Origin of the sequence: Saccharothrix mutabilis subsp. mutabilis, from assembly GCF_039521145.1 — a bacterium.
GTDB lineage: Bacteria > Actinomycetota > Actinomycetes > Mycobacteriales > Pseudonocardiaceae > Actinosynnema > Actinosynnema mutabilis.
Map to the genome: position 1 here is coordinate 77,360 of NZ_BAAABU010000020.1, position 17,146 is coordinate 94,505.

The window sequence follows — 17,146 nt, forward strand, 5'->3', positions numbered from 1 at the left end:
GGCCTCACGACTCCATCTCGAACTGGATCTCGACCACGCCGTCCTCCTCGCGCACCACGAAGTTCTGCGCCCCGTTGCGGTGCGCGAACTCGGTGATCGCGCCCTGCACGCCGGCCACCATCGCCCGCTGCACGCCGCGCATGGTCCGCTCGTGGACCTCTTCCAGCCGTCGCTGCGCGGCCGAGCGCAGTTCCCGCTCCCGCAACCGGGACTCCTCCTCCAGCTTGCGGTCGGCGTCGGCCCGCGCGTCGGCCTCGGCGGCGGACGTCCCGTGCTCGCGCCGCAGCCGGGCCTGCTCCTCGGCCTCCCGCCGCAACCCGTCCCGGCGCCGCTCGGCGAGTTCGTCGGCGATCCGCTCGGCGGCGCGGCCGGCCTCCTCCTCGGCCTTCCGCCGGGTGCGGCCCATCCACTCGTCCTCGTACCACAGGCCTTCCTGCTCGGTCTCCACCTCGTCGGTGACCTCGCCGGACTCGACCCGCGTCGCCGAACCCTCCACCTCGACGGCCGCGGTCAGCCGCACGGAGATCTCCAGGTCGCCGGTGGCCGGTCGGTACACCACCAGCCCGTCGGGCACCCGGTGGTGGTAGTCCCCGTCCACCAGCTCCCACTCGGGGTCCTCGGCCAGCGCCCGTTCGAACGCCACCAGCAGCGGCCGGGCCAGCAGGGTGCGCAGCGAGCGGGTCAGCGTGGCCTCGCCGGCCACGGTGCCCGCCGCCCGCGCGGTGCGGACGACCTCGGTCCGCCACTGCTCGGAGATGACCCGGGTCGCGCGCACCCGGACCCGTCGTGGATTGCACATGGGTTCTTCCGCTCCTAGGTCGTCTGGCGCAGCCGTTGGGTGACCTGGTTGATCAGGCCGCGGACGGTGTCGATGGCCGCGTGCTCGTGGGGGTGCCCGCGTTGCAGGGGTTGCAGCACCTCCTGGTTGAGCACGCGCAGGGTGGTCATGACCGCCGAGCCGTCGGCGCCGGCCGGGTAGTCGTCGAGCTGCCGCACCCGCTGGTGGGCCAGTTCGAGCAGCGCGGTGACCGAGCGGCCCCCGGACCCGTCCTCGACCGCGCCCAGGTGGTCGTCCAGCACGCCCTTGGTCACCTCGGCGTCGCCGGGCTCGGTCCAGATGTGCCGCAACGGCCACAGGTCGCGCGGTTGGGCGACCTCCGCGCCGCGCAGCAGGGCCGCGCCGGCGACGAGCTTGAGGCCGCGCACGATCCGCCGGTCCGACAGCGCCACGCCGCGCGCGACCAGCTCGGCCACCACGTCGGCGTAGCGGGAGCGGACGTCGGTGAGCCGGACGTGCCGCAGTTGCCGGGTCAGCTTGCCCAGGTCGGACACCGACACCAGCGGCGAGGTGTTCACGCCGCCGCCGCCCAGCTGCTCGGTCTGGTGCTGCCAGCCCCGGTCGAGCAGCTCGTGCAGCCGGATGCGGGCCACCGGCTCGACCTCCAGCCGCAGCAGGAACCGGTCGGCGAACGCGAGCAGCGCCGGGTCGTCGGGCAGTTCGCTCGACGCGCCGAACAGGCTCACCAGCCGCGCGTGCTGCCGCGTGCCGCCGTTGTCGAACGACCGCTCGTTGAGCACCGCCAACAGGGTGTTCAGGATGGCGCTGCTGCCCTGGAAGACCTCGTCGAGGAACACGATGTCCGCCTCGGGCAGCATCCCGGTGGTGCGGACGCGGTAGGTGCCGGCCTGGAACTGCTGGAAGTCCAGCGGCCCGAAGATCTCCGACGGCTCGGTGAACCGGGTGAGCAGGTAGCGGAACTGCGAGGCGTTCACCAGGCCGCAGAACCGCGAGATCAGGTCGGTCTTGGCCGTGCCCGGCGGGCCGATGAGCAGCAGGTGCTCCTGGCACACCGCGGCCAGCACCATCAGCCGCACGGCCGCGCCCCGCCCGACGAACCAGCCGTCGAGCTTGCGTTCCACGGCGGCCAGCAGGTTGACCGTCCGGGTGGTCTCCTCGGGCCAGCTCACACGCGCCCCCGACCCACGTGCTCCCGCTTGCGGCTGATCTGGTGCCGGCCCACCAGCTCGCCGAGCTGGGTCGGCGTCGGCGGCCTGCCCTCGTACTTGGCGGCCACGAACGCGTCGCGGAACAGGGCCCGGATCTCGTCGCCGTTCCAGTCCACGGTGGCCCGCACGAGCGCTTCGGCGAACCCGTCCACCGGGATGCGGTAGCGGCGGGCGTGGACGCGGATGATGTCGCGGCGGGCGTACTCGTCGGGCAGGTCGATGGGGAAGCTCGCGAACCGGCTCGGGCGCAGCAGCGCCGAGTCGATCAGCTCCAGCCGGTTGGTCGTGCCGATGACCAGCATCTGCACGTCCGGGCGGAACCCGTCCATCTCGGTGAGGATCTGGGCGACCATCGCGTTGCCCGCGCGGCTGCCGCCGTCGTCGCCGCTGCCCCGGCGGGCGGCGATCGAGTCGAACTCGTCGAACACGATGACCGACGGCGCGTTGCGGCGGGCCTCGGCGAACAGCTCGCGGATGCGGCGCTCGCCCTCGCCGACGAACTTGTTGGTGACCTCCGGGCCGGACACGATCTGGATGGTGGCGTTGAACTTGTTCGCCACCGCCTTGGCGAACAGGGTCTTGCCGGTGCCCGGCGGGCCGTAGAAGACGAAGCCGCGCGGGGTCAGCTCGGCCCGCAGGTGCTGGTCCTCGTCGGGCAGCGCGCGGGACATGTTCATGATGTGCAACGTGCGTTCGAGGGCGGCTTTCACGTCGTCGTAGCCGCCGATGTCGTCCCAGCTGACGTCCGGGATCTCGAAGCTGGACGACTGCTGCGCCTTGAACGCCCGGATGGTGTCGCGCAGCTCGGCCACGGTCGCCTGCGGGTTGCCCTCGTGCTGCTGGTGGGCGTAGCGCATGGCCTGGCGCAGCCGGACCGGGCTCAGGCCCGCCAGGAACTTGTAGAGGTCGGTGTTCTCCCGGACGGAGAAGTGCGCGGCCTCCTCGCGGGTGATCAACGCGGTCTGGGAGGGCAGTTCGTCGCCGGTGTGCAGGCGGACCAGCCGGGGCGTGCCCTCGATGGCGATGCGGGTGCTGAACCGGGACGCCAGCACCTCGGGCACCGGCAGCGACGGGTCCGCGAACGCCAGCAGCACGCAGCGCGAGCCGTGGGTGGAGTAGAGCAGCTCGATCAGCTCGCGCGACTCGTTGGACAGCGCGCCGTCCTGGCCGCCGCCCAGCAGGTCCAGGTGCGGCACGACCAGGACCTGGCGGTCCTTGATCTCGCGGACCAGGTCGCGCAGGCGCGACAGCAGGCGTTGGCGCAGGGTCGCGGGCGGCGCGGGGAACCCGGCGACCGGCGGCCGGCTCTCCTGGTCGCCGTCGGCCTCCAGCAGCCGCGGGTCGCGCCCGGCGCGGCGGACGATGTGCTCGGCCAGGTGGGGGACCAGGATCTTCTCGCACGTGATCAGCACGGACTGGTCGGCGCGCAGCAGCGAGGCCGCCGCCTCGATCTCGACGCCGTGGGCGAGCTGGGTGGCCTGCTCCTCGGTGATCCTCTCCGGGTGCCGCGGCGACGGCGCGCCCGGTTCCGGCGGTCGCCGCGGCGGTGGTTGCGGTGGCGCGACCCCGGCCGCCGGCGGGTGCAGGACCGTCCCCGGCGTCAGGTCGGAGCGCAGCTGGAACTCCAGGTCGAAGTCGTGCAGCGGCAAGGCGGCTTGGTCGGGGCGCAGCGGTTCGACCAGCATGCACCGGTGCCGGGCCAGGACCGCCGCCACCGGAGCGCTCGGCGCCTCGCCCAGCACGTCCACCCGGGTCTCGGGCTGCTCGATGACCACCCGCAGGCTGATCGGTTCGCTCATCGGTACCTCCAGTGGAACCGGATGCCGTCCAGGTAGCCGGTGAACGCGGGCCGCGCGCGCAGGTCGCGCCGGTGGGCCCGCTCGACCGACGCCAGCGCCTGCCACCACCGCGCCGTGGCCACCAGCAGCTCGCCGCCGTCCTCCTCGGCCTCCCGCAGCCGCGCCCGGTGCGCGTCGCCGTGGTAGGTCATCGCGGCCTCGTACACGTCGAGCACGAACGCCCGGTCCCGGAACCGGAAGCGCTCGAACAGCTCGCCGCGCCACCGGCCCTGCGCGGGCGTGGTCGGCACGTCGGCCAGCCGCAGCACGGCGGCGCGCCGCGCGGGCGGGTCGTCGATCGCCAGGTCCAGCACGGCCTCCACCTCGTGCTCCTCCGCCGGCGCGGGCACCTCGAACAGGGCGTGCAACGGCGACCGCGCCAACACGACCTCCCGCAACCCGGCGTCCAACGCGCCCGCGCACCGCACCGAGACCCCGTAGTGCGCCACCAGGTCCGCGCCGGACCTGGGCATCGGCACCGCCTCCGCCAACCCGACCGCCACCGACCGCCGCTGCCGCCCGCCCACCGCCGCGCACAGCAGCGCCGCGCCGACCCCGGCCGGCCGGGCGTCGCCCAGCGGCGGGCCGCTCAACCGCAGCTTCGCGCTGGTGACGGCGACCAGCCGGCCGACGGCGGCCAGCACGTCCGGACCCGGCCGCGCCAGTTCCGCGGGCGCGCCCAGGTCGCCGCGCGGCGGCTGGCCGGCCCGGTCACTCGTCGTCCACTCCAACACCCGCAGGGAGGTATCTGTCGCGCTCATGTCTGATCCACTGGGTGCAAGCCCTCATGTCGTTGTCCTGGCGGCCGTAGAAGCGCAGCACCCGTCTGTGCTTGGTCACGTTGAGCAGACCGGCCACCTGCCAGGGCCTGCGGAACGTCGCGAAGTGCAGGTCGAGGTCCACATCGGACAGTCCGAGGCCGGTGCCCGCCTCGAACAGGTGCGTGTGGTACCAGCCGACCAGCTCCTCGCCCTGCCCGCGTTCGGCGCGCAGCTGGTTGACGGCGGCGAACGAGTCCGCGGTGAAGGTGAAGTGCCCCTTGCCCGCGCCGGAGCTCTGCGCGGGCGTCACGGCCGTGATCTCCACCAGGTAGCGGGTCTCGTCGCCGGCGATCGCGCGGACCGTGCCGAGGAAGAAGCCGCCCTCCTCGATCCGCTGCGACAGCGGCAGGTCGCTCAGCAGCAACGCGTGCGCGCCGGGCGTCATCAGCACGTTGATGGGGGTGAGGTACTCCTCGGGCATCCCGTGGTCGGCGGGCCGCACCTCCGCGACCGCCGGTTCCTCGACCTTGTTGATGGTGAACAGCGGCTGGTTGGTGGGGCGGTGCAGGTTCACGTCCACCGCGCCCTCGATCGACGGGGCCTTGCGGTAGCTGCGCTCCCCGTCCAGCACGGGGTGGCTGATCCGGAACGACCAGTGCCGCTCGTCGGCGTCCAGGCGGTCCACCAGCCGCCGCAGCACGGGCCCGAGCAGCGCGCCCACGCCGAACTTGCGCCGGTACACCATCTGCTTGCCGCGCACGGCCAGCACGTCCAGCTCGCCGAAGTCGGGCAGCAGGTTCACCAGCCCGTCCTCGGCCACCTGCTCCTCGCCGACCTGGTGGAACACCAGCACGAACGTGATGTCCTCGTCCGACTCGTCCAACGCCTCGCGCAGCAGCGGCTCCAGCGACAGGCGGCCGAAGTAGCGCGGCCGGGGCCGGTCGCCCTTGAACAGCATCACCTCGGCGATGGTCATCCCTGGACGCCCCACGCCCGCACGGTCAACGGCATCGGCACCCGCTCCTGGTCCGCGGTCTCCCGGGCCAGCTCGTGCACCCGCCGCCCGCCGATGGCCTCGATGGCGTCCTGGCCCGCCGCGGACCGCGCCCACCGGGCGGCCTGGCGGTCGAAGTAGCCCTCGCCCTCCTCGTCGGGGTCGAGCACCTCGTAGTTGCGGTAGCCCGCGATGTCCACGAGCATCCCGCACAGCTCGGCGAAGTCCAGGTCCGGCCGGTAGGCGTCCATCAGCGCGCCCAGGCACACCGCGCCCTTGGGCAGCGGGCCGGGCAGCCGGGCGATGTTGGGGTGGAACACCGGCGACTGCCACAGCACCAGCGGCGCCTCGCGCGGGAACTCGCGGTCCAGCGCGATCAGCACCTCGTGCTGCCCGACCTCGACCGGTTCGGGCCGGTAGGGGTCGGCGTCCTCGGGCAGCGCGAACCCGGTGGTGGTGATCCGGATGGTGAACTGGGTGGGCAGCTCGCGGCTGTTGGTCTTGACGATGTCGAACTCGTCGTGCCGCCGCGCGTAGGCCTCGATCTGGGCGCTGGCCCGCTCGACCCACTGCTGCCACCGCTGCGTCGAACCGGCGGTGGCCTGCGCGGCGACCTGCATGGCGTCGCCGTCGCGGACCCCGGCCTCGTGCAGGGTCTGGTTCGGGTCGAGCCTGCGGGTCTGGCCGTCCGCGCCGACGACGTCCACGACCGTGCGCGGGAACTCGCCGCGCCGGTTGCGCACGGCCTCGTCGTCGTACTGGCTGAGCACGGCGAACGGGATGTCGGAGACCAGCGTGGAGGCGGGCACCGCGCGCAGCTCGTAGGGCTGGCCGTCCGGTCCCTGCACGACCAGGCTCGCGATCAGGTAGGGCCGGAACGGGTGCCGCTCGTAGTTCACCGTGGCGTTGGAGCCGCGCTGGGACAGCTCCTGCTGCACGGCCGCCACCATCTGGTCGGCCCGCTGGCCGGGGTCGGGGATGCGCACCGCGGACACGTGCGGCGTCGTGTAGAGCAGTTCGGCCTCGGGCCCGGCGACCGCGCGCACCGCGTCCACGAACGCCGAGTGCTGGTCGGAGGTGATGGCGTAGAGCACGAAGCACGGCCCGCTGTCCTCCAGGCGCGGCCCGGCCTCGGTGGCGGTGGCCGACCCCGCGGTGGTCGGCGTGTCCTGCGGGGTCTCCGCGGCGCCGCCGGTCAGCTCGGCCAGCCACTTGGCGAGCAGGTCGTTGTCGGGGTACCAGCTCAGCGCGGTGCGCACGACGGCCTCCGGGCCGTTGGCCATGATGCCGCGCTCCAGCTCGCCGACCACGTTGAGCCAGAACGCCCGCGCGTTGGAGGTGAACGGCGGTATCCGGCTGGCCGGGTAGCCCGCCTCGCGCAGGAACTCCCGGGCGGGCTCCTCGGTGTCGAAGATCGCCGCGAGGTCGCGGGCCAGCTCTTGTCTCATGGTGCTCCTTCGCCGGTGGGGGCCAGCTCCAGGTAGCGGAGCCGACCGGCGGAACCGGGGGTGACGACGGGCAGCAGCTCGCGGGGCGCGACGCCCAGGTCGGCCAGGCGCGCGCCCGGCGGCGCGTCGCGCAGGTGCACGCTGGTGCGGCCGTCGACCGGGAACGGCGTCCAGGTCAGCGCGACCTCGCCGTCGTCCACGGCCGCGAGCACGTCCCCGGCGGTGCCGAAGTGGTTGTGCGGCAACGCGACGACCTCGGTCACTGTTTCGTGGAACGGGCACGCCGGGTCGCGCTCGACGCGGACCGGGTGCGCCGCGCCGCGCACGGGGTCCACGCGCACGACGGTCGTGCCGGGGCGGTGGCCGAACAGCAGGCGCAGGGCGGTGGTCGTCATCCACGCCGCGACCAGGGCGGAGATCGGGGCCGACGCGCCCCGGTGCCGGGGCCGGGCCAGGTCGGCGCAGCTCCACGGGTCGTCGGTGGCCGTTCGGTCGGCGGCCCCGAGCCCGCAGCCGAAGCACGCGTCACCGGCCGCGTGGTAGCGCACCTCGCCGCCCCACGGCGACGTGCCGCCGTCCAGCAGCGGCACCCCGACCAGGTTGCACCGGGTGGTCAGCCGCAGCCGGGCGGCCAGGCTGTCCAGGCAGCTCACCACCAGCGCCGCCGACCGCAGCTCGCCCAGCCCGGCCGCGGCGGCCAGTTCGGCGTGCCGGGGATCGACCACGGTGTCCGGCGCGATGACCTCCAGCGCCTCGGCGGCGGCCTCGACCTTGGGCCGCCCCACGTCGGCGGCGCGGAACAACGCGCCCCGGCTCAGGTTCGACTCGCTGACCACGTCCGGGTCGCACAGCACCAGCCGGCCCACGCCCGCCTGCCCGAGCAGCCGCGCCACTTCGGTGCCCAGCGCGCCGGCGCCGACCACGACGACCTCCGCGCGCACCAGGGCCGCCTGGTCCCACCCCGGGACCAGCGCGTGCCGGGCGTAGCGGTCGGCCACCGCGTCACCTCTTCCGGTAGCTCATCGGGCAGTGCGCCAGCTTCTTGTTGAGCAGCCAGCGGTCCCGGCAGTCCAGGCCGCGCGCGGGGTCGTGGTGGACGGGCAGCTTGCACTTGGGCGCGGTCTCGTCGCACGGGCACAGCACGACCGCCTCGAACGGCCGCAGGCTGTGCCCGCAGCCCGCGCAGCGCACCCGCTTGGGCAGGTTCGCGACCATCCACGAACTCGGGTTGAGCCGTTGGGCGACCTGGTTGAGCGCGTCGAGCCGGTCGATGGCGGCGTAGAACTCGGTGGCCAGCGCGGGGTCGTCGCGCTGCCCGGCGGTCGCGTCGCCGTGGCAGGGCAGTTCCTCGCTCGCGTGCACGACCCGGGCCGCGCCGTCGGCGGTGGCGTGCTGGACGTGGACGCGGTCGTTGACCCGGAAGGTGTGCCGGCACACCGGGCACACCTGCTGCCCGCCCGCGACCCAGAACGAGTTCGCGGTGGTGACCGCCGGCCCGTCGACACCGGAGTTGGTGCGGTCCACGCCCCGGCGCAGCCCTTCGGTGAAGCCGTCCTCGGCGGCCGGTGGCCCGGCCGAGCGCTCGCCCTCGGGCCGCGCGGTCCCGGGCTGCGGGGTCTCGGCGTGTGGGGCTTCGGCGTGCGAGGCCTCGGGGTGGCGGGTCATGCGGTGCCCTCCAGGTAGCGCATGCCGGACACCGGGCAGCCGCCCAGCCCCATCTCGGCCAGCCCGGCGTCGTAGGCGCGGCGCAGCGTGCCGCCGTGGCCCAGCGCGGTGTAGAAGCCCCGGGTGAACGCGGTCGCGCACGCGTCGCCCAGCGGGATCGTGGAGCCGACCACCGCTTCCGCCCGCGACCGCAGCGCGTGGGCGTAAGCGGCGGTGTAGCAGGAGTTGAGCAGGACGCAGCGCAGTTCGTCCAGGACGGCGAAGGTCCGCGCGAGGTCGTCCACCGCGACCGGGGCGGCGTGACCGGCGTCGTCCTCGAACAGCAGGCTGCCGTCGGGGGTGCCGTGCCCGGCGAAGTGGACCAGGTCGGGTTGGGCGGCCAACAACGCGGGCACGATGTCGCGGACCCGGGTCGCCGGGTTCACCACCACCGACAAATTCCGCAATTGTGCGGACGCCTCCAGAATGGTGCGGTGCTCGACTTCCAGCCGAACTCGCGCCGCATTAGTGGGAGACGCCAGCAGGCACAGCGCGCGGCCCGGTCCGGAACCGGCGAGCAGACGGCGCAGTTCCGCATTTCCGGGATACCACTCGGCCGCCGCGAGCAGGAGCGTTTCCAGGTCGAGTGGAAATCCGCCGTGATCGATTCGGCGGCACACCTCCCGCCAGAACCGCTCGGGCGGCAACGAGTCCGGCGGCGGCACGCCGGCTGCCGGCACACCGGCGTCCTCCAGCAGCGCCAGCACCGACGACCGGTCCCCGAACAACGTCCCGAGCAGGGGAAAGGCGCCGTCGCGGCGCAGTTGCTGGAACGTCACCCGACCCACGCGCCCTCCACGGTTTTCGGTATTGGCGGATGGACGTCCCCAGTGTCGCGCATTCGGCGGGAGTTGTTGCGAACTTCAGGAAACTTCCGGTGTCCAATAGGCCGTTCGGTGTCATTGCGGCGACTTCACTCGCAGGCGGCTGCGGCGATGTCTACCGTTCGGGACATCCGGGTTCGACTCGACCGACTCCCTGGGACGTGCATGACCGAACAGCTCCAGCTCATCCTCGCGGGCGACTTCGGGCGCGGATTGCAGACCTACGACATCGAGTTCGACGGGCGGCGGCGACTGGACCCGCCCCTGCTGTCGCGCTTCGGCCGCAACCGGGTCAACGAGCCCGTCGCGCTGCGCTCGGCCGGCCCCGACCCGGCGTCCGTGGCGCTGCTGCGGCGCGAGGTGGACGCCCTGACCCGGCTGCGCGGCCGGCTCACCGAGCGCCGCTACCCGACCCAGCTGACCCGGCTGATCGGGCACAACCCCGACCACGAGCCGCCGTACCTGCTGCGCACCAACCGGGGCGAGCCGCTGTCCCGGCTGGACCTGCCGCTGCCCGCCGGCGTCCTCGGGCCCGTGGTGGACGACCTGGTCCGCATCCTGCGCTACCTCGCGGTCAGCGGCCTGGTGCACCGCCGGATCGGCCTGTCCACGCTCAACTGGGACGGCGAGGGCCTCCAACTGGTCGACTTCGAGCACGCCGTGCTCTCCGGGCTGCCCGCGCCGGCGTGCCCGTGCTGCCCGGACCGGCCGCCGGCGCAGGGCGCGGCGCGCCGCCAGGACGACGTGCTGGACGCGGGCCTGGTGCTGTACCGGCTGTTCACCAACGAGGACGTGACCGATCCGGCCGAGGCGCGCCGCCGGCTCGACTTGCAGGACGTCGTGGTGCGCGACCTGCTCAACGGTGTGTTCGACCCCGACCGCGCCCGCCGCCCGGACCCGCTGGCCCTGCTGCGCCGCCGCAAGCTGCCCGACCCGTTGTCCGGCACCGGCCGCCCGGTGGCCACCCTCGCCGACCGCGAGACGCGTGGCGTGGAGGCGTTCGAACGGTTGCGCGCCGAGCAGCGCGCGTTCGCGGCCTGGTACCAGCACAACGCGCACGTGCTGCTGAAGGAGCCGGTGTCGCCGAGCCGCGTGACGGCGATCGTGTGGACGTCGGTCGTGGCGCTGGTCGTGGTCGGCGTGATCGTGTGGGGGGCGCTGACGTCGTGAGCCGGCCGCCGAATTCGTTGCAGTGCCCGATCTGCCTGCACACCGTGCTGTGGTCGGCCGCGCCCGTGGTCGTCCTCGACGCGCAGGGCGAGGAGACGCCGTTCGTCGCGCTGCCGGGCGAGAACCAGGAGGTGCTGTTCAACCGGCTGGCCACCGCCTACCGGGTGTGCACCGGCGGCGGCACCCGGCACTACCTGCCCCACGACTACGGCGACTACGACGAGCGCGTGGTGGTCGGCGTGATCGGGCAGGGCGCGGCGGGCAAGAGCCACCTGCTGGCCGCGATGGTCGGGCAGTTGATGCGCCGGGCCGCGCCGCTGCGCGACCTCGGGTTGCTGGTCGAGCCGCTCGACCTGCGCATCCACCAGCGGTACATGAGCACGGTCGTCGAGCCGTTCCTGGGGCGGCGGCAGCGGTTGCGCGCCACGCCGGCCCAGGCGATCGAGTTCGCCGACGCGTTGAAGGTGACCAACCTGCGCACCGGGCGGCGGTTCGCGCTGACGTTCTTCGACGTGGCGGGCGAGGTGCTGGAGCGGGTGGACCCGTCGGTGGCGTTCATCGGCGCGGTCAACGCCCTGGTGTTCGTGATCGACCCGGAGACCGTGCCGAACCTGTTGCGCGGCCGGCCGGAGACCACCGGTGACGCGGCGTTCGACGTCACGCTGGCGCGGATCTCGGCCATCCGCAACCGGCGGAGGCTGCCCTACCTGCCGATCCCGTCGGTGTCCGTGGTGGCCAAGGCCGACCTGCTGCGGTTCCGCTCGGCCAAGGTGGACCACTGGCTGTCGCGGGACGCCGAGGCGGAGGAGTTCGACTTGAGCACGGTCGAGGACGAGAGCCGGGACGTGTACGCCTACCTGTTCGCGCGCGACGCGCACCGCTGGCTGGCCCCGGCGGAGCGGTGCGCGTGGTCGACGCTGCACTTCGCGTCCGCCGCCGGGACCAGTCCCGAGGGGGCGGAGTTCCCGGCGGTGGCCTTCCGGCAGCGCCGGGTGCTCAAGCCGTTGCTGTCGCTGCTGGCGATGAAGGGCGTGCTGACGCCGACGCCGGTCGGGGGGTGGGTGTGAACGCCGACCTCTCGCGCGTGGACCAGGTCGTCTACCGGTGGTCCGCGCGGTCCCTGCTCGGGCGGCGCGGCGTGGGTCCGGTGGCGTCGTCGTTGCCGCCCGACGCGCTCGACCAGTGGGACCAGCGGCTGCACGAGCTGGTGTGGGCCGCGCCCGGCCCGCCGGGGCTGGTGTTCCTGGACTTCGACGGCGTGAAGGTGCTGATCCACAAGAAGGACGTGCCCGACGCGAACGGCCGTGAGGGTTCGGCGCTGGCGCACGTGCTGGTCGGCCGGTCGCTCAACGCCTGGCATGCGCTTGGACTGTCCACTTGGGACGGCTGGAGTGGCGAGGGCGACGAGGTGCCCGAGGAGCTGCCCGCCCTGCACGCGGGGTGGCTGCACGCCGCCGCCGAGCAGGGCCTGTGGGCGTTGCGCGGGTCGGTGCGGGGTCTGTCGCCGGCGCTGGTCGGGGACTTCCTCGCGACCCTGCTCGCCGAACCGGGCGCGGCGCTGACCGTCGTGGACCCGCCCGCCTCGCCGGCCGAGCTGCTGTGCGCCTGGCTGGACATCACCGGCGAGCCGCTGACCTTCGCCACCGCCGAGCCCGGGGACACCGGCCGGCACCTGCCGCGCGTCGTGTTCCTCACCGCCGCGTCCGGCTTCTCCACCCACGCCACCACGCGCACCCGCGTCCGGCTGGGTGGCCCGCGCGAGGCGAACCCGTTGCGGCACTTCACCTTCGCGCTGGCCGACCGGTACGCGCGCCGGGGCTACGAGGGGATGACCGCGCTGCTGCCGGCGCAGCCGCTGGCCACCGCCGCGGACGTCGAGGCGTGGGCGCGGCGGGTGCAGTTCGAGCCGGGCGTGCTGGCCGACGTGATGGACCTGCTCAGCCGGTCCACCAAGGGCGAGCTGACGCCGGTGGAGGAGGACGTGCTGCGGTCGGGCGTGGTGGACGAGCACATCGTGGAGCAGATCCGGCGGACACCCGACGGGGAGCTGGCGAACACGCTGGTGGACGTGCAGGCCAACGGCAGCGCCACCGCGCGGGCCTCCGAGCACCGGATGCTGGGGGAGTTGGTGCGGCGGATGGCGACCCGGCCGTTGTCCGAGCGGGCGCGGCAGCTGGTGCCGTTCCTGCGGTTCGACAGCACGACGCTGGTCAACGAGCTGGCCCGGACCAAGCCCGTCGCGCACGGCGTGGACTCGTGGCAGGAGCTGGTGGCCTTCGTCGGGTTGCTGACGACGTTCTCGCTGACCGACGAGCGGTGCCTGGGGCTGGTCGCCCGCGCGACGTCCCGGTTGCAGACCGCGACCCTGGTGCGCTGGCTGCACGAGGACGGCGGGCGCGAGCCGGCGACGTGCGAGCTGGTGCTGCGCAGCCTGCCCGGCCGCAAGGGCTCCGGAGAGCAGCGCAAGCACGCGCGGGAGGCGTTCCTGCTGGGCAACGCGCTGGCCAACGTGGTGGACGTGCTGCGCCCGCAGAGCGCGAGCGCCGCCGTGCCGCTGTTCGACGTGCTGGTCGGGGTGGTGTTCGGCGCGGACCTCGGCAGCACCCGGATCATCGGCGACGTCCTGGAGCTGCTCCCGCCGGACGCGCCGCCGGCGCTGCTGCACGTCCTCTACACCAGGGCGGACAACGCCCGCGTGCGGCGCCTGGTCGCGGACGCCGCGGCCCGCCGCTACTTCGAGGGAAACGGATTGGCGGACCGATGACTCTCGACGCCCTGGCGGACCGCTTCGACGGCTGGGCCCGCCGTCCCGGCGCCGCCGCGGACGTGTTGCGCGGCATCGGCGAGGACCTGCGGGCGGGCGGTCACGCCCTGGTCGGCAGCCCGCTGGTGGTGGCGTACCCGCCGGAGGTGCTGCTGCCCGACGAGGGCCGGCCGCGGTGGGTGGGGTGGCTGGAGGTCGTGCGGGACCTGCTGGTGTTCGTGCCGGTCGGGTTCACGTGGTGGCGCTTGAGCGGGGCGCTGGAGGCGCACGAGCGGGCGAACAGCACCGAGTCGTTCTTGTTGGGGTGGCAGCGCGGGTTCGGCGGCCAGGTCCCGACGCTGGGTGGGACGGCGGCTTTCGTGGCCTTCATCGTCCTGGTGATCATCGGCTTGACCCTGGTCGCGCATGTGCTGGGCAACCGCCACACCGAATCCCGTTCGGAGGACCGGGCGGCGCTGGGCCGAGACCTGGCCATGGCGACGGTTCTCGTCGGCAGGGTGGAGGTCGAGGGCGAGGTCCAGCTGACCAAACGCCAGGTCCGCGACTTCGCCGCCCGCATCGGCGCGTCGAACACGGCCCTGGTGAGCGCTCTCAAGGACACCGGCCGCACGATCGCCGGCGCGGTGGAGGCCGGTCCGGGCAGCGACCTGCACAACGCCCTGGCCGAGTGGACGACGGCCGCCCGAGCACTGCGGGACATGGGAAGCGCGCTACAGCCCCCCGCCGAGACCCTGGCCGCCTTGATCGCCCTGCACGAGACGGTCGTAGCCGACGGCAGAGCCCTCCAGGGTTCGCTCACTTCGCTGATCGGCCAGCTCGACCAGGCGACGCAACGCGCGGAGGCCGACGCCCAGAGCCACCGCGAGGTGGCCGGTGAGGTCGCCCGCTCGGCGGAGCGGTTGGGCGAGTCGCTGGACGTGTTCCGCGAGCGGACCGAGAGCCTGAGCGAACTGGTGGCCCAACTCCGCTACGCCCTGGACCGCCTGGACCACCGCTACGACGGCTGGGACGAGACCCGCTTGGACAACGCCGCGCCCCTGAGCGGCGGTGACCACTGATGGATCGCCGGCGGAGGCTGCACGTGGTGCTGTTGGCGGGCTGGCTGTTCGCGGACCTGTTCCTGGTCCTGTTCCTGGTGGGCCTGGAATCCACCCCCGGCGCGGCCACTGCCTCAAGCTCACCCACCACGACCACCACCACCACCACGACGACAACGACCACGACCACCACGACCACGACGGTGGCGGAACGCGTGCTGGACCGGACCCCGGTGAAGTTCGAGGTGGAGGCCGACCTGAACCGCCTGGCCGCGGAAGGCCCGGACGGCCCGGTGGCGGCGGGCGTGCTGGACGCGGTCAGCCGAGAGGTGGCCACCCGGGGCCCGGGTCGGGCGGTGGGCTTCGTGCTGATCTTCGCCGCCGGTCCGCAGGACGGCATCGCCCAAGCGCAGGACCGCGCGCGGACGGTGCTGGGCGTGCTGCAATCCCGCCACCCGGCCTTCGCCGACGCCAGCGGCGAGGGTTACTGGCGGGGCGGCGCGAACGTCCTGGAGTTCGACGTCTTCTTCTACCGCTGACCGACCGCGGGCTGTCCCGCTACCGGTGGGCGTGGGCCCTGTGGAGCGTGGTGCCGCGGGTGCGACCGCGGGCGCGGGTGCCGGGCCTGGTGGAGCCGTGGGCGTGGCCCGCGGGTGGCGGGAGGGGGAGGGGACGGCGGAGGACTCGGTGGGCGAGGGCTGCTCGGCGGTGGGGTGGGGCGGCGAAGACCGTGGCGGCGAAGGCTGTCGCGATCAGGGTCAGGGTGCCCGCCAGCACGAGGGTTTCCGACGCGCCGAGGTGTTCGCACAGCCAGCCGAGCAGGGGCGCGCCCACCGCGCCGGCCGCCGCGCCCACGGCGTGGTTGACGGCGAGGAGCCGGCCGCGCATGCCGTCCGCCGTGTCCAGTTGGAGGCGGGTGCTCATGGTCGTGTCGATGATCACCGCGCCGGCCGCGATCGGCAGGAGCACCAGCGCGAAGCCCCACGTGCCGGGCATCACGCCGCCGATCGCCTGGAAGACGCTCGTCACGCCCGCCGCGAGCAGCAGGAGTCGGAGGGTGAGGGTGCGGCAGGCCGAGGCCGCCAGGCCGCCCAGCACGGTGCCGACGGCGAAGACCGTCGACAGCAGGCCGTAGTGGGTGGCGCTGTCGCTCATGGCGGCCATCGTCACCTGGTAGTTGCGGCCCAGGCTGGACAGCACGAACCCGAGCGCGAACAGCAGCACCAGCCGCCCGGACGCGCTGATGTACCGCAGCCCGGCCCGCACGCCGGCCTGCTCGCGCGGGCTGGTGTCGAGCGGGTGCAGTTCGCGCGTGCGCATGGCCAGCACCGCGACCACGACGGCCAGGAAGCTGACCGCGTTGATCACGAACAGCGCGGGCGTGCCCAGCGCGGCGGCCAGGACGGCCGCGCTGCTCATGCCGAGGATCCGCCCGGTGGAGCTGAGCACGGACCCGAGCGCGAGGGCGTTGCCGAGGTCCTCGCGCGACACCACCTGCCCGCCGAACCTGCCCAGCGCCGGCCCGTCGAACACGGCCACCAGCCCGGCCGTGGCGGTGAGCGCGAACAGCACCGGGATCGGCGCGTTCTGCCACACCGCGAGCGCGAGCACGGCGGCGATGACGGCGTGCAGCGACTGGCAGGCGAGGATGATGTTCCGCACCGGCAGCCGGTCCGCCAACGACCCGGCCCACGGCCCGAGCAACACGGACGGCAAGGTGCCCGCGAGCACCGACAGGCCGACCGTCGCGGCGGAGCCGGTGCGCTCCATGACAACCCAGTTGAGGCCGATCAACTGCATCCACGTGCCGGTGACCGAGATGAGGTCGGCCACCGCCCACAAGCGGTAGTTTCGGCCGCGCAACGCGCGGAACATCGGGGCTCCCTGTACACGATCCTCGGGGCCTCGACGTGCCCTGCGAACGGCGTACACACTAAGCGTCGGTTCTGGGCTTTAAACCTCGTTGATCAGTGTTTTCCTTCACGTAACGCCCGCCCGGTGCGCCATCCCACACGCCGGGGGCGGGCCCGCGCCGACCGTCGCGCCAACGGTCGCGCCGACCGTCCTCCGGGGACGTTTTCGCCGGACGACCCAGGGCACCCCTCGGCCGGAGGTGGGTGCGATGAGCGAACCGGTGAGCCAGGACCCGGAGGAGTTCGCCGAGGAGGCGGGAGTGGACCCCACGCCCCAGGAGGTCGACCACTACCTCGAACTGGCGGAGGAGGTCCCGCCCTGGTCCGACCCCCAGCCCGACTCCGACCCCGCGCCCGAGCCGGGGGTGGACGCGAGCCCTGAGGCGGACCCGATCCCGGAGGCTGAGGCGATCCGGGAGGCTGAGGCGGGCCCGGAGTCGGGGCCGGAACCGAGCTGACCTGGCGGCGCTGCCCCCGCGGCGCTGGGTTGGCGGCCGGTGGGTTCGGTGGCCGATGGGGTTCGGCGGCCGGTGGGTTGCTGGCGGCCGGTTGGTGATCGGAGCGACCGGCTGCACCGGTTCCGCTGTGGCGGAGGCCCCGGAGGCACGCGACCACGAGGTCCTGGCATTGAGCCGCTCGGGCAAGCCGAACGCTTCGCTGCGGTCCCCCTGTCCAGTAAGCTTCTC

The 17,146-nt window shown here is 73.6% G+C and carries 16 protein-coding genes; 6 read left to right on the plus strand and 10 right to left on the minus strand.

The window, feature by feature from the left end; translation table 11 throughout:
- Nucleotides 1-4: 4 nt before the first annotated feature.
- From ABD126_RS30300 to ABD126_RS30340, 9 genes are read right to left on the minus strand one after another with little or no spacing between them, the layout of a single operon-like run.
- The gene (locus ABD126_RS30300) at nt 5-799 is read right to left on the minus strand and encodes a hypothetical protein (RefSeq protein WP_343937401.1); all 795 of its coding nucleotides are present in this window, start codon (nt 797-799) and stop codon (nt 5-7) included.
- Nucleotides 800-813: 14 nt separating this feature from the next.
- Nucleotides 814-1,968, minus strand: coding sequence for an AAA family ATPase (locus tag ABD126_RS30305; protein WP_343937402.1), 1,155 nt, complete (start codon nt 1,966-1,968; stop codon nt 814-816).
- A complete protein-coding gene (locus tag ABD126_RS30310; protein WP_343937403.1) occupies nt 1,965-3,806 on the minus strand; it encodes an ATP-binding protein in 1,842 nt (613 codons plus the stop codon). The genes ABD126_RS30305 and ABD126_RS30310 overlap by 4 nt, the downstream gene beginning before the upstream one ends.
- Nucleotides 3,803-4,606, minus strand: coding sequence for a hypothetical protein (locus ABD126_RS30315; protein ID WP_343937404.1), 804 nt, complete (start codon nt 4,604-4,606; stop codon nt 3,803-3,805). Before ABD126_RS30315 ends, ABD126_RS30310 begins: the two co-directional genes overlap by 4 nt.
- Nucleotides 4,557-5,597 (minus strand): JAB N-terminal domain-containing protein, encoded by a 1,041-nt coding sequence (locus tag ABD126_RS30320; protein ID WP_343937405.1) that lies wholly within the window; start codon nt 5,595-5,597, stop codon nt 4,557-4,559. The genes ABD126_RS30315 and ABD126_RS30320 overlap by 50 nt, the downstream gene beginning before the upstream one ends.
- Nucleotides 5,579-7,048: an effector-associated domain EAD1-containing protein gene (locus ABD126_RS30325; RefSeq protein ID WP_343937406.1), complete on the minus strand. Its 1,470-nt coding sequence runs from the start codon at nt 7,046-7,048 to the stop codon at nt 5,579-5,581. Before ABD126_RS30325 ends, ABD126_RS30320 begins: the two co-directional genes overlap by 19 nt.
- Nucleotides 7,045-8,046 carry a ThiF family adenylyltransferase gene (locus ABD126_RS30330; protein WP_343937407.1) on the minus strand — a complete coding sequence of 334 codons (1,002 nt, stop codon included), beginning with the start codon at nt 8,044-8,046 and terminating at the stop codon, nt 7,045-7,047. Before ABD126_RS30330 ends, ABD126_RS30325 begins: the two co-directional genes overlap by 4 nt.
- A gap of 4 nt (nt 8,047-8,050) precedes the next feature.
- Nucleotides 8,051-8,713, minus strand: coding sequence for a hypothetical protein (locus ABD126_RS30335; RefSeq protein ID WP_343937408.1), 663 nt, complete (start codon nt 8,711-8,713; stop codon nt 8,051-8,053).
- Nucleotides 8,710-9,540 carry an effector-associated domain EAD1-containing protein gene (locus ABD126_RS30340; protein WP_343937409.1) on the minus strand — a complete coding sequence of 277 codons (831 nt, stop codon included), beginning with the start codon at nt 9,538-9,540 and terminating at the stop codon, nt 8,710-8,712. Before ABD126_RS30340 ends, ABD126_RS30335 begins: the two co-directional genes overlap by 4 nt.
- 201 nt (nt 9,541-9,741) lie before the next feature.
- On the opposite strand from ABD126_RS30340, the gene ABD126_RS30345 reads away from it, so the two are divergent.
- From ABD126_RS30345 to ABD126_RS30365, 5 genes are read left to right on the plus strand one after another with little or no spacing between them, the layout of a single operon-like run.
- Nucleotides 9,742-10,746, plus strand: a complete 1,005-nt coding sequence (locus tag ABD126_RS30345) for a protein kinase family protein (RefSeq protein WP_343937411.1) — start codon at nt 9,742-9,744, stop codon at nt 10,744-10,746.
- A complete protein-coding gene (locus ABD126_RS30350) occupies nt 10,743-11,813 on the plus strand; it encodes a hypothetical protein (protein ID WP_343937413.1) in 1,071 nt (356 codons plus the stop codon). Before ABD126_RS30345 ends, ABD126_RS30350 begins: the two co-directional genes overlap by 4 nt.
- On the plus strand, nt 11,810-13,510 hold the full coding sequence (locus tag ABD126_RS30355; RefSeq protein ID WP_343937415.1) for a hypothetical protein: 1,701 nt from the start codon (nt 11,810-11,812) through the stop codon (nt 13,508-13,510). Before ABD126_RS30350 ends, ABD126_RS30355 begins: the two co-directional genes overlap by 4 nt.
- Entirely contained in the window at nt 13,507-14,568 is a 1,062-nt protein-coding gene (locus tag ABD126_RS30360) for an AAA family ATPase (protein WP_343937417.1), read from the plus strand. Before ABD126_RS30355 ends, ABD126_RS30360 begins: the two co-directional genes overlap by 4 nt.
- Nucleotides 14,568-15,086: a hypothetical protein gene (locus ABD126_RS30365; RefSeq protein WP_343937419.1), complete on the plus strand. Its 519-nt coding sequence runs from the start codon at nt 14,568-14,570 to the stop codon at nt 15,084-15,086. Before ABD126_RS30360 ends, ABD126_RS30365 begins: the two co-directional genes overlap by 1 nt.
- A 19-nt stretch (nt 15,087-15,105) precedes the next feature.
- Here the strand turns inward: ABD126_RS30365 and ABD126_RS30370 are convergent, their stop codons facing one another.
- Entirely contained in the window at nt 15,106-16,422 is a 1,317-nt protein-coding gene (locus tag ABD126_RS30370) for an MFS transporter (protein ID WP_343937421.1), read from the minus strand.
- Nucleotides 16,423-16,669: 247 nt separating this feature from the next.
- Between ABD126_RS30370 and ABD126_RS30375 the strand changes: the two genes are divergently transcribed.
- Nucleotides 16,670-16,918 (plus strand): hypothetical protein, encoded by a 249-nt coding sequence (locus tag ABD126_RS30375; protein WP_343937423.1) that lies wholly within the window; start codon nt 16,670-16,672, stop codon nt 16,916-16,918.
- Nucleotides 16,919-17,146 lie beyond the last annotated feature (228 nt).

Bases quoted from the DNA above. Each gene is read 5' to 3' on its own strand.
- ABD126_RS30335 (WP_343937408.1), bottom strand. From the start codon at position 8,713: ATGACCCGCCACCCCGAGGCCTCGCACGCCGAAGCCCCACACGCCGAG.
- ABD126_RS30310 (WP_343937403.1), bottom strand. From the start codon at position 3,806: ATGAGCGAACCGATCAGCCTGCGGGTGGTCATCGAGCAGCCCGAGACC.
- ABD126_RS30315 (WP_343937404.1), bottom strand. From the start codon at position 4,606: ATGAGCGCGACAGATACCTCCCTGCGGGTGTTGGAGTGGACGACGAGT.
- ABD126_RS30365 (WP_343937419.1), top strand. From the start codon at position 14,568: ATGGATCGCCGGCGGAGGCTGCACGTGGTGCTGTTGGCGGGCTGGCTG.
- ABD126_RS30360 (WP_343937417.1), top strand. From the start codon at position 13,507: ATGACTCTCGACGCCCTGGCGGACCGCTTCGACGGCTGGGCCCGCCGT.
- ABD126_RS30370 (WP_343937421.1), bottom strand. From the start codon at position 16,422: ATGTTCCGCGCGTTGCGCGGCCGAAACTACCGCTTGTGGGCGGTGGCC.
- ABD126_RS30300 (WP_343937401.1), bottom strand. From the start codon at position 799: ATGTGCAATCCACGACGGGTCCGGGTGCGCGCGACCCGGGTCATCTCC.
- ABD126_RS30325 (WP_343937406.1), bottom strand. From the start codon at position 7,048: ATGAGACAAGAGCTGGCCCGCGACCTCGCGGCGATCTTCGACACCGAG.
- ABD126_RS30375 (WP_343937423.1), top strand. From the start codon at position 16,670: ATGAGCGAACCGGTGAGCCAGGACCCGGAGGAGTTCGCCGAGGAGGCG.
- ABD126_RS30345 (WP_343937411.1), top strand. From the start codon at position 9,742: ATGACCGAACAGCTCCAGCTCATCCTCGCGGGCGACTTCGGGCGCGGA.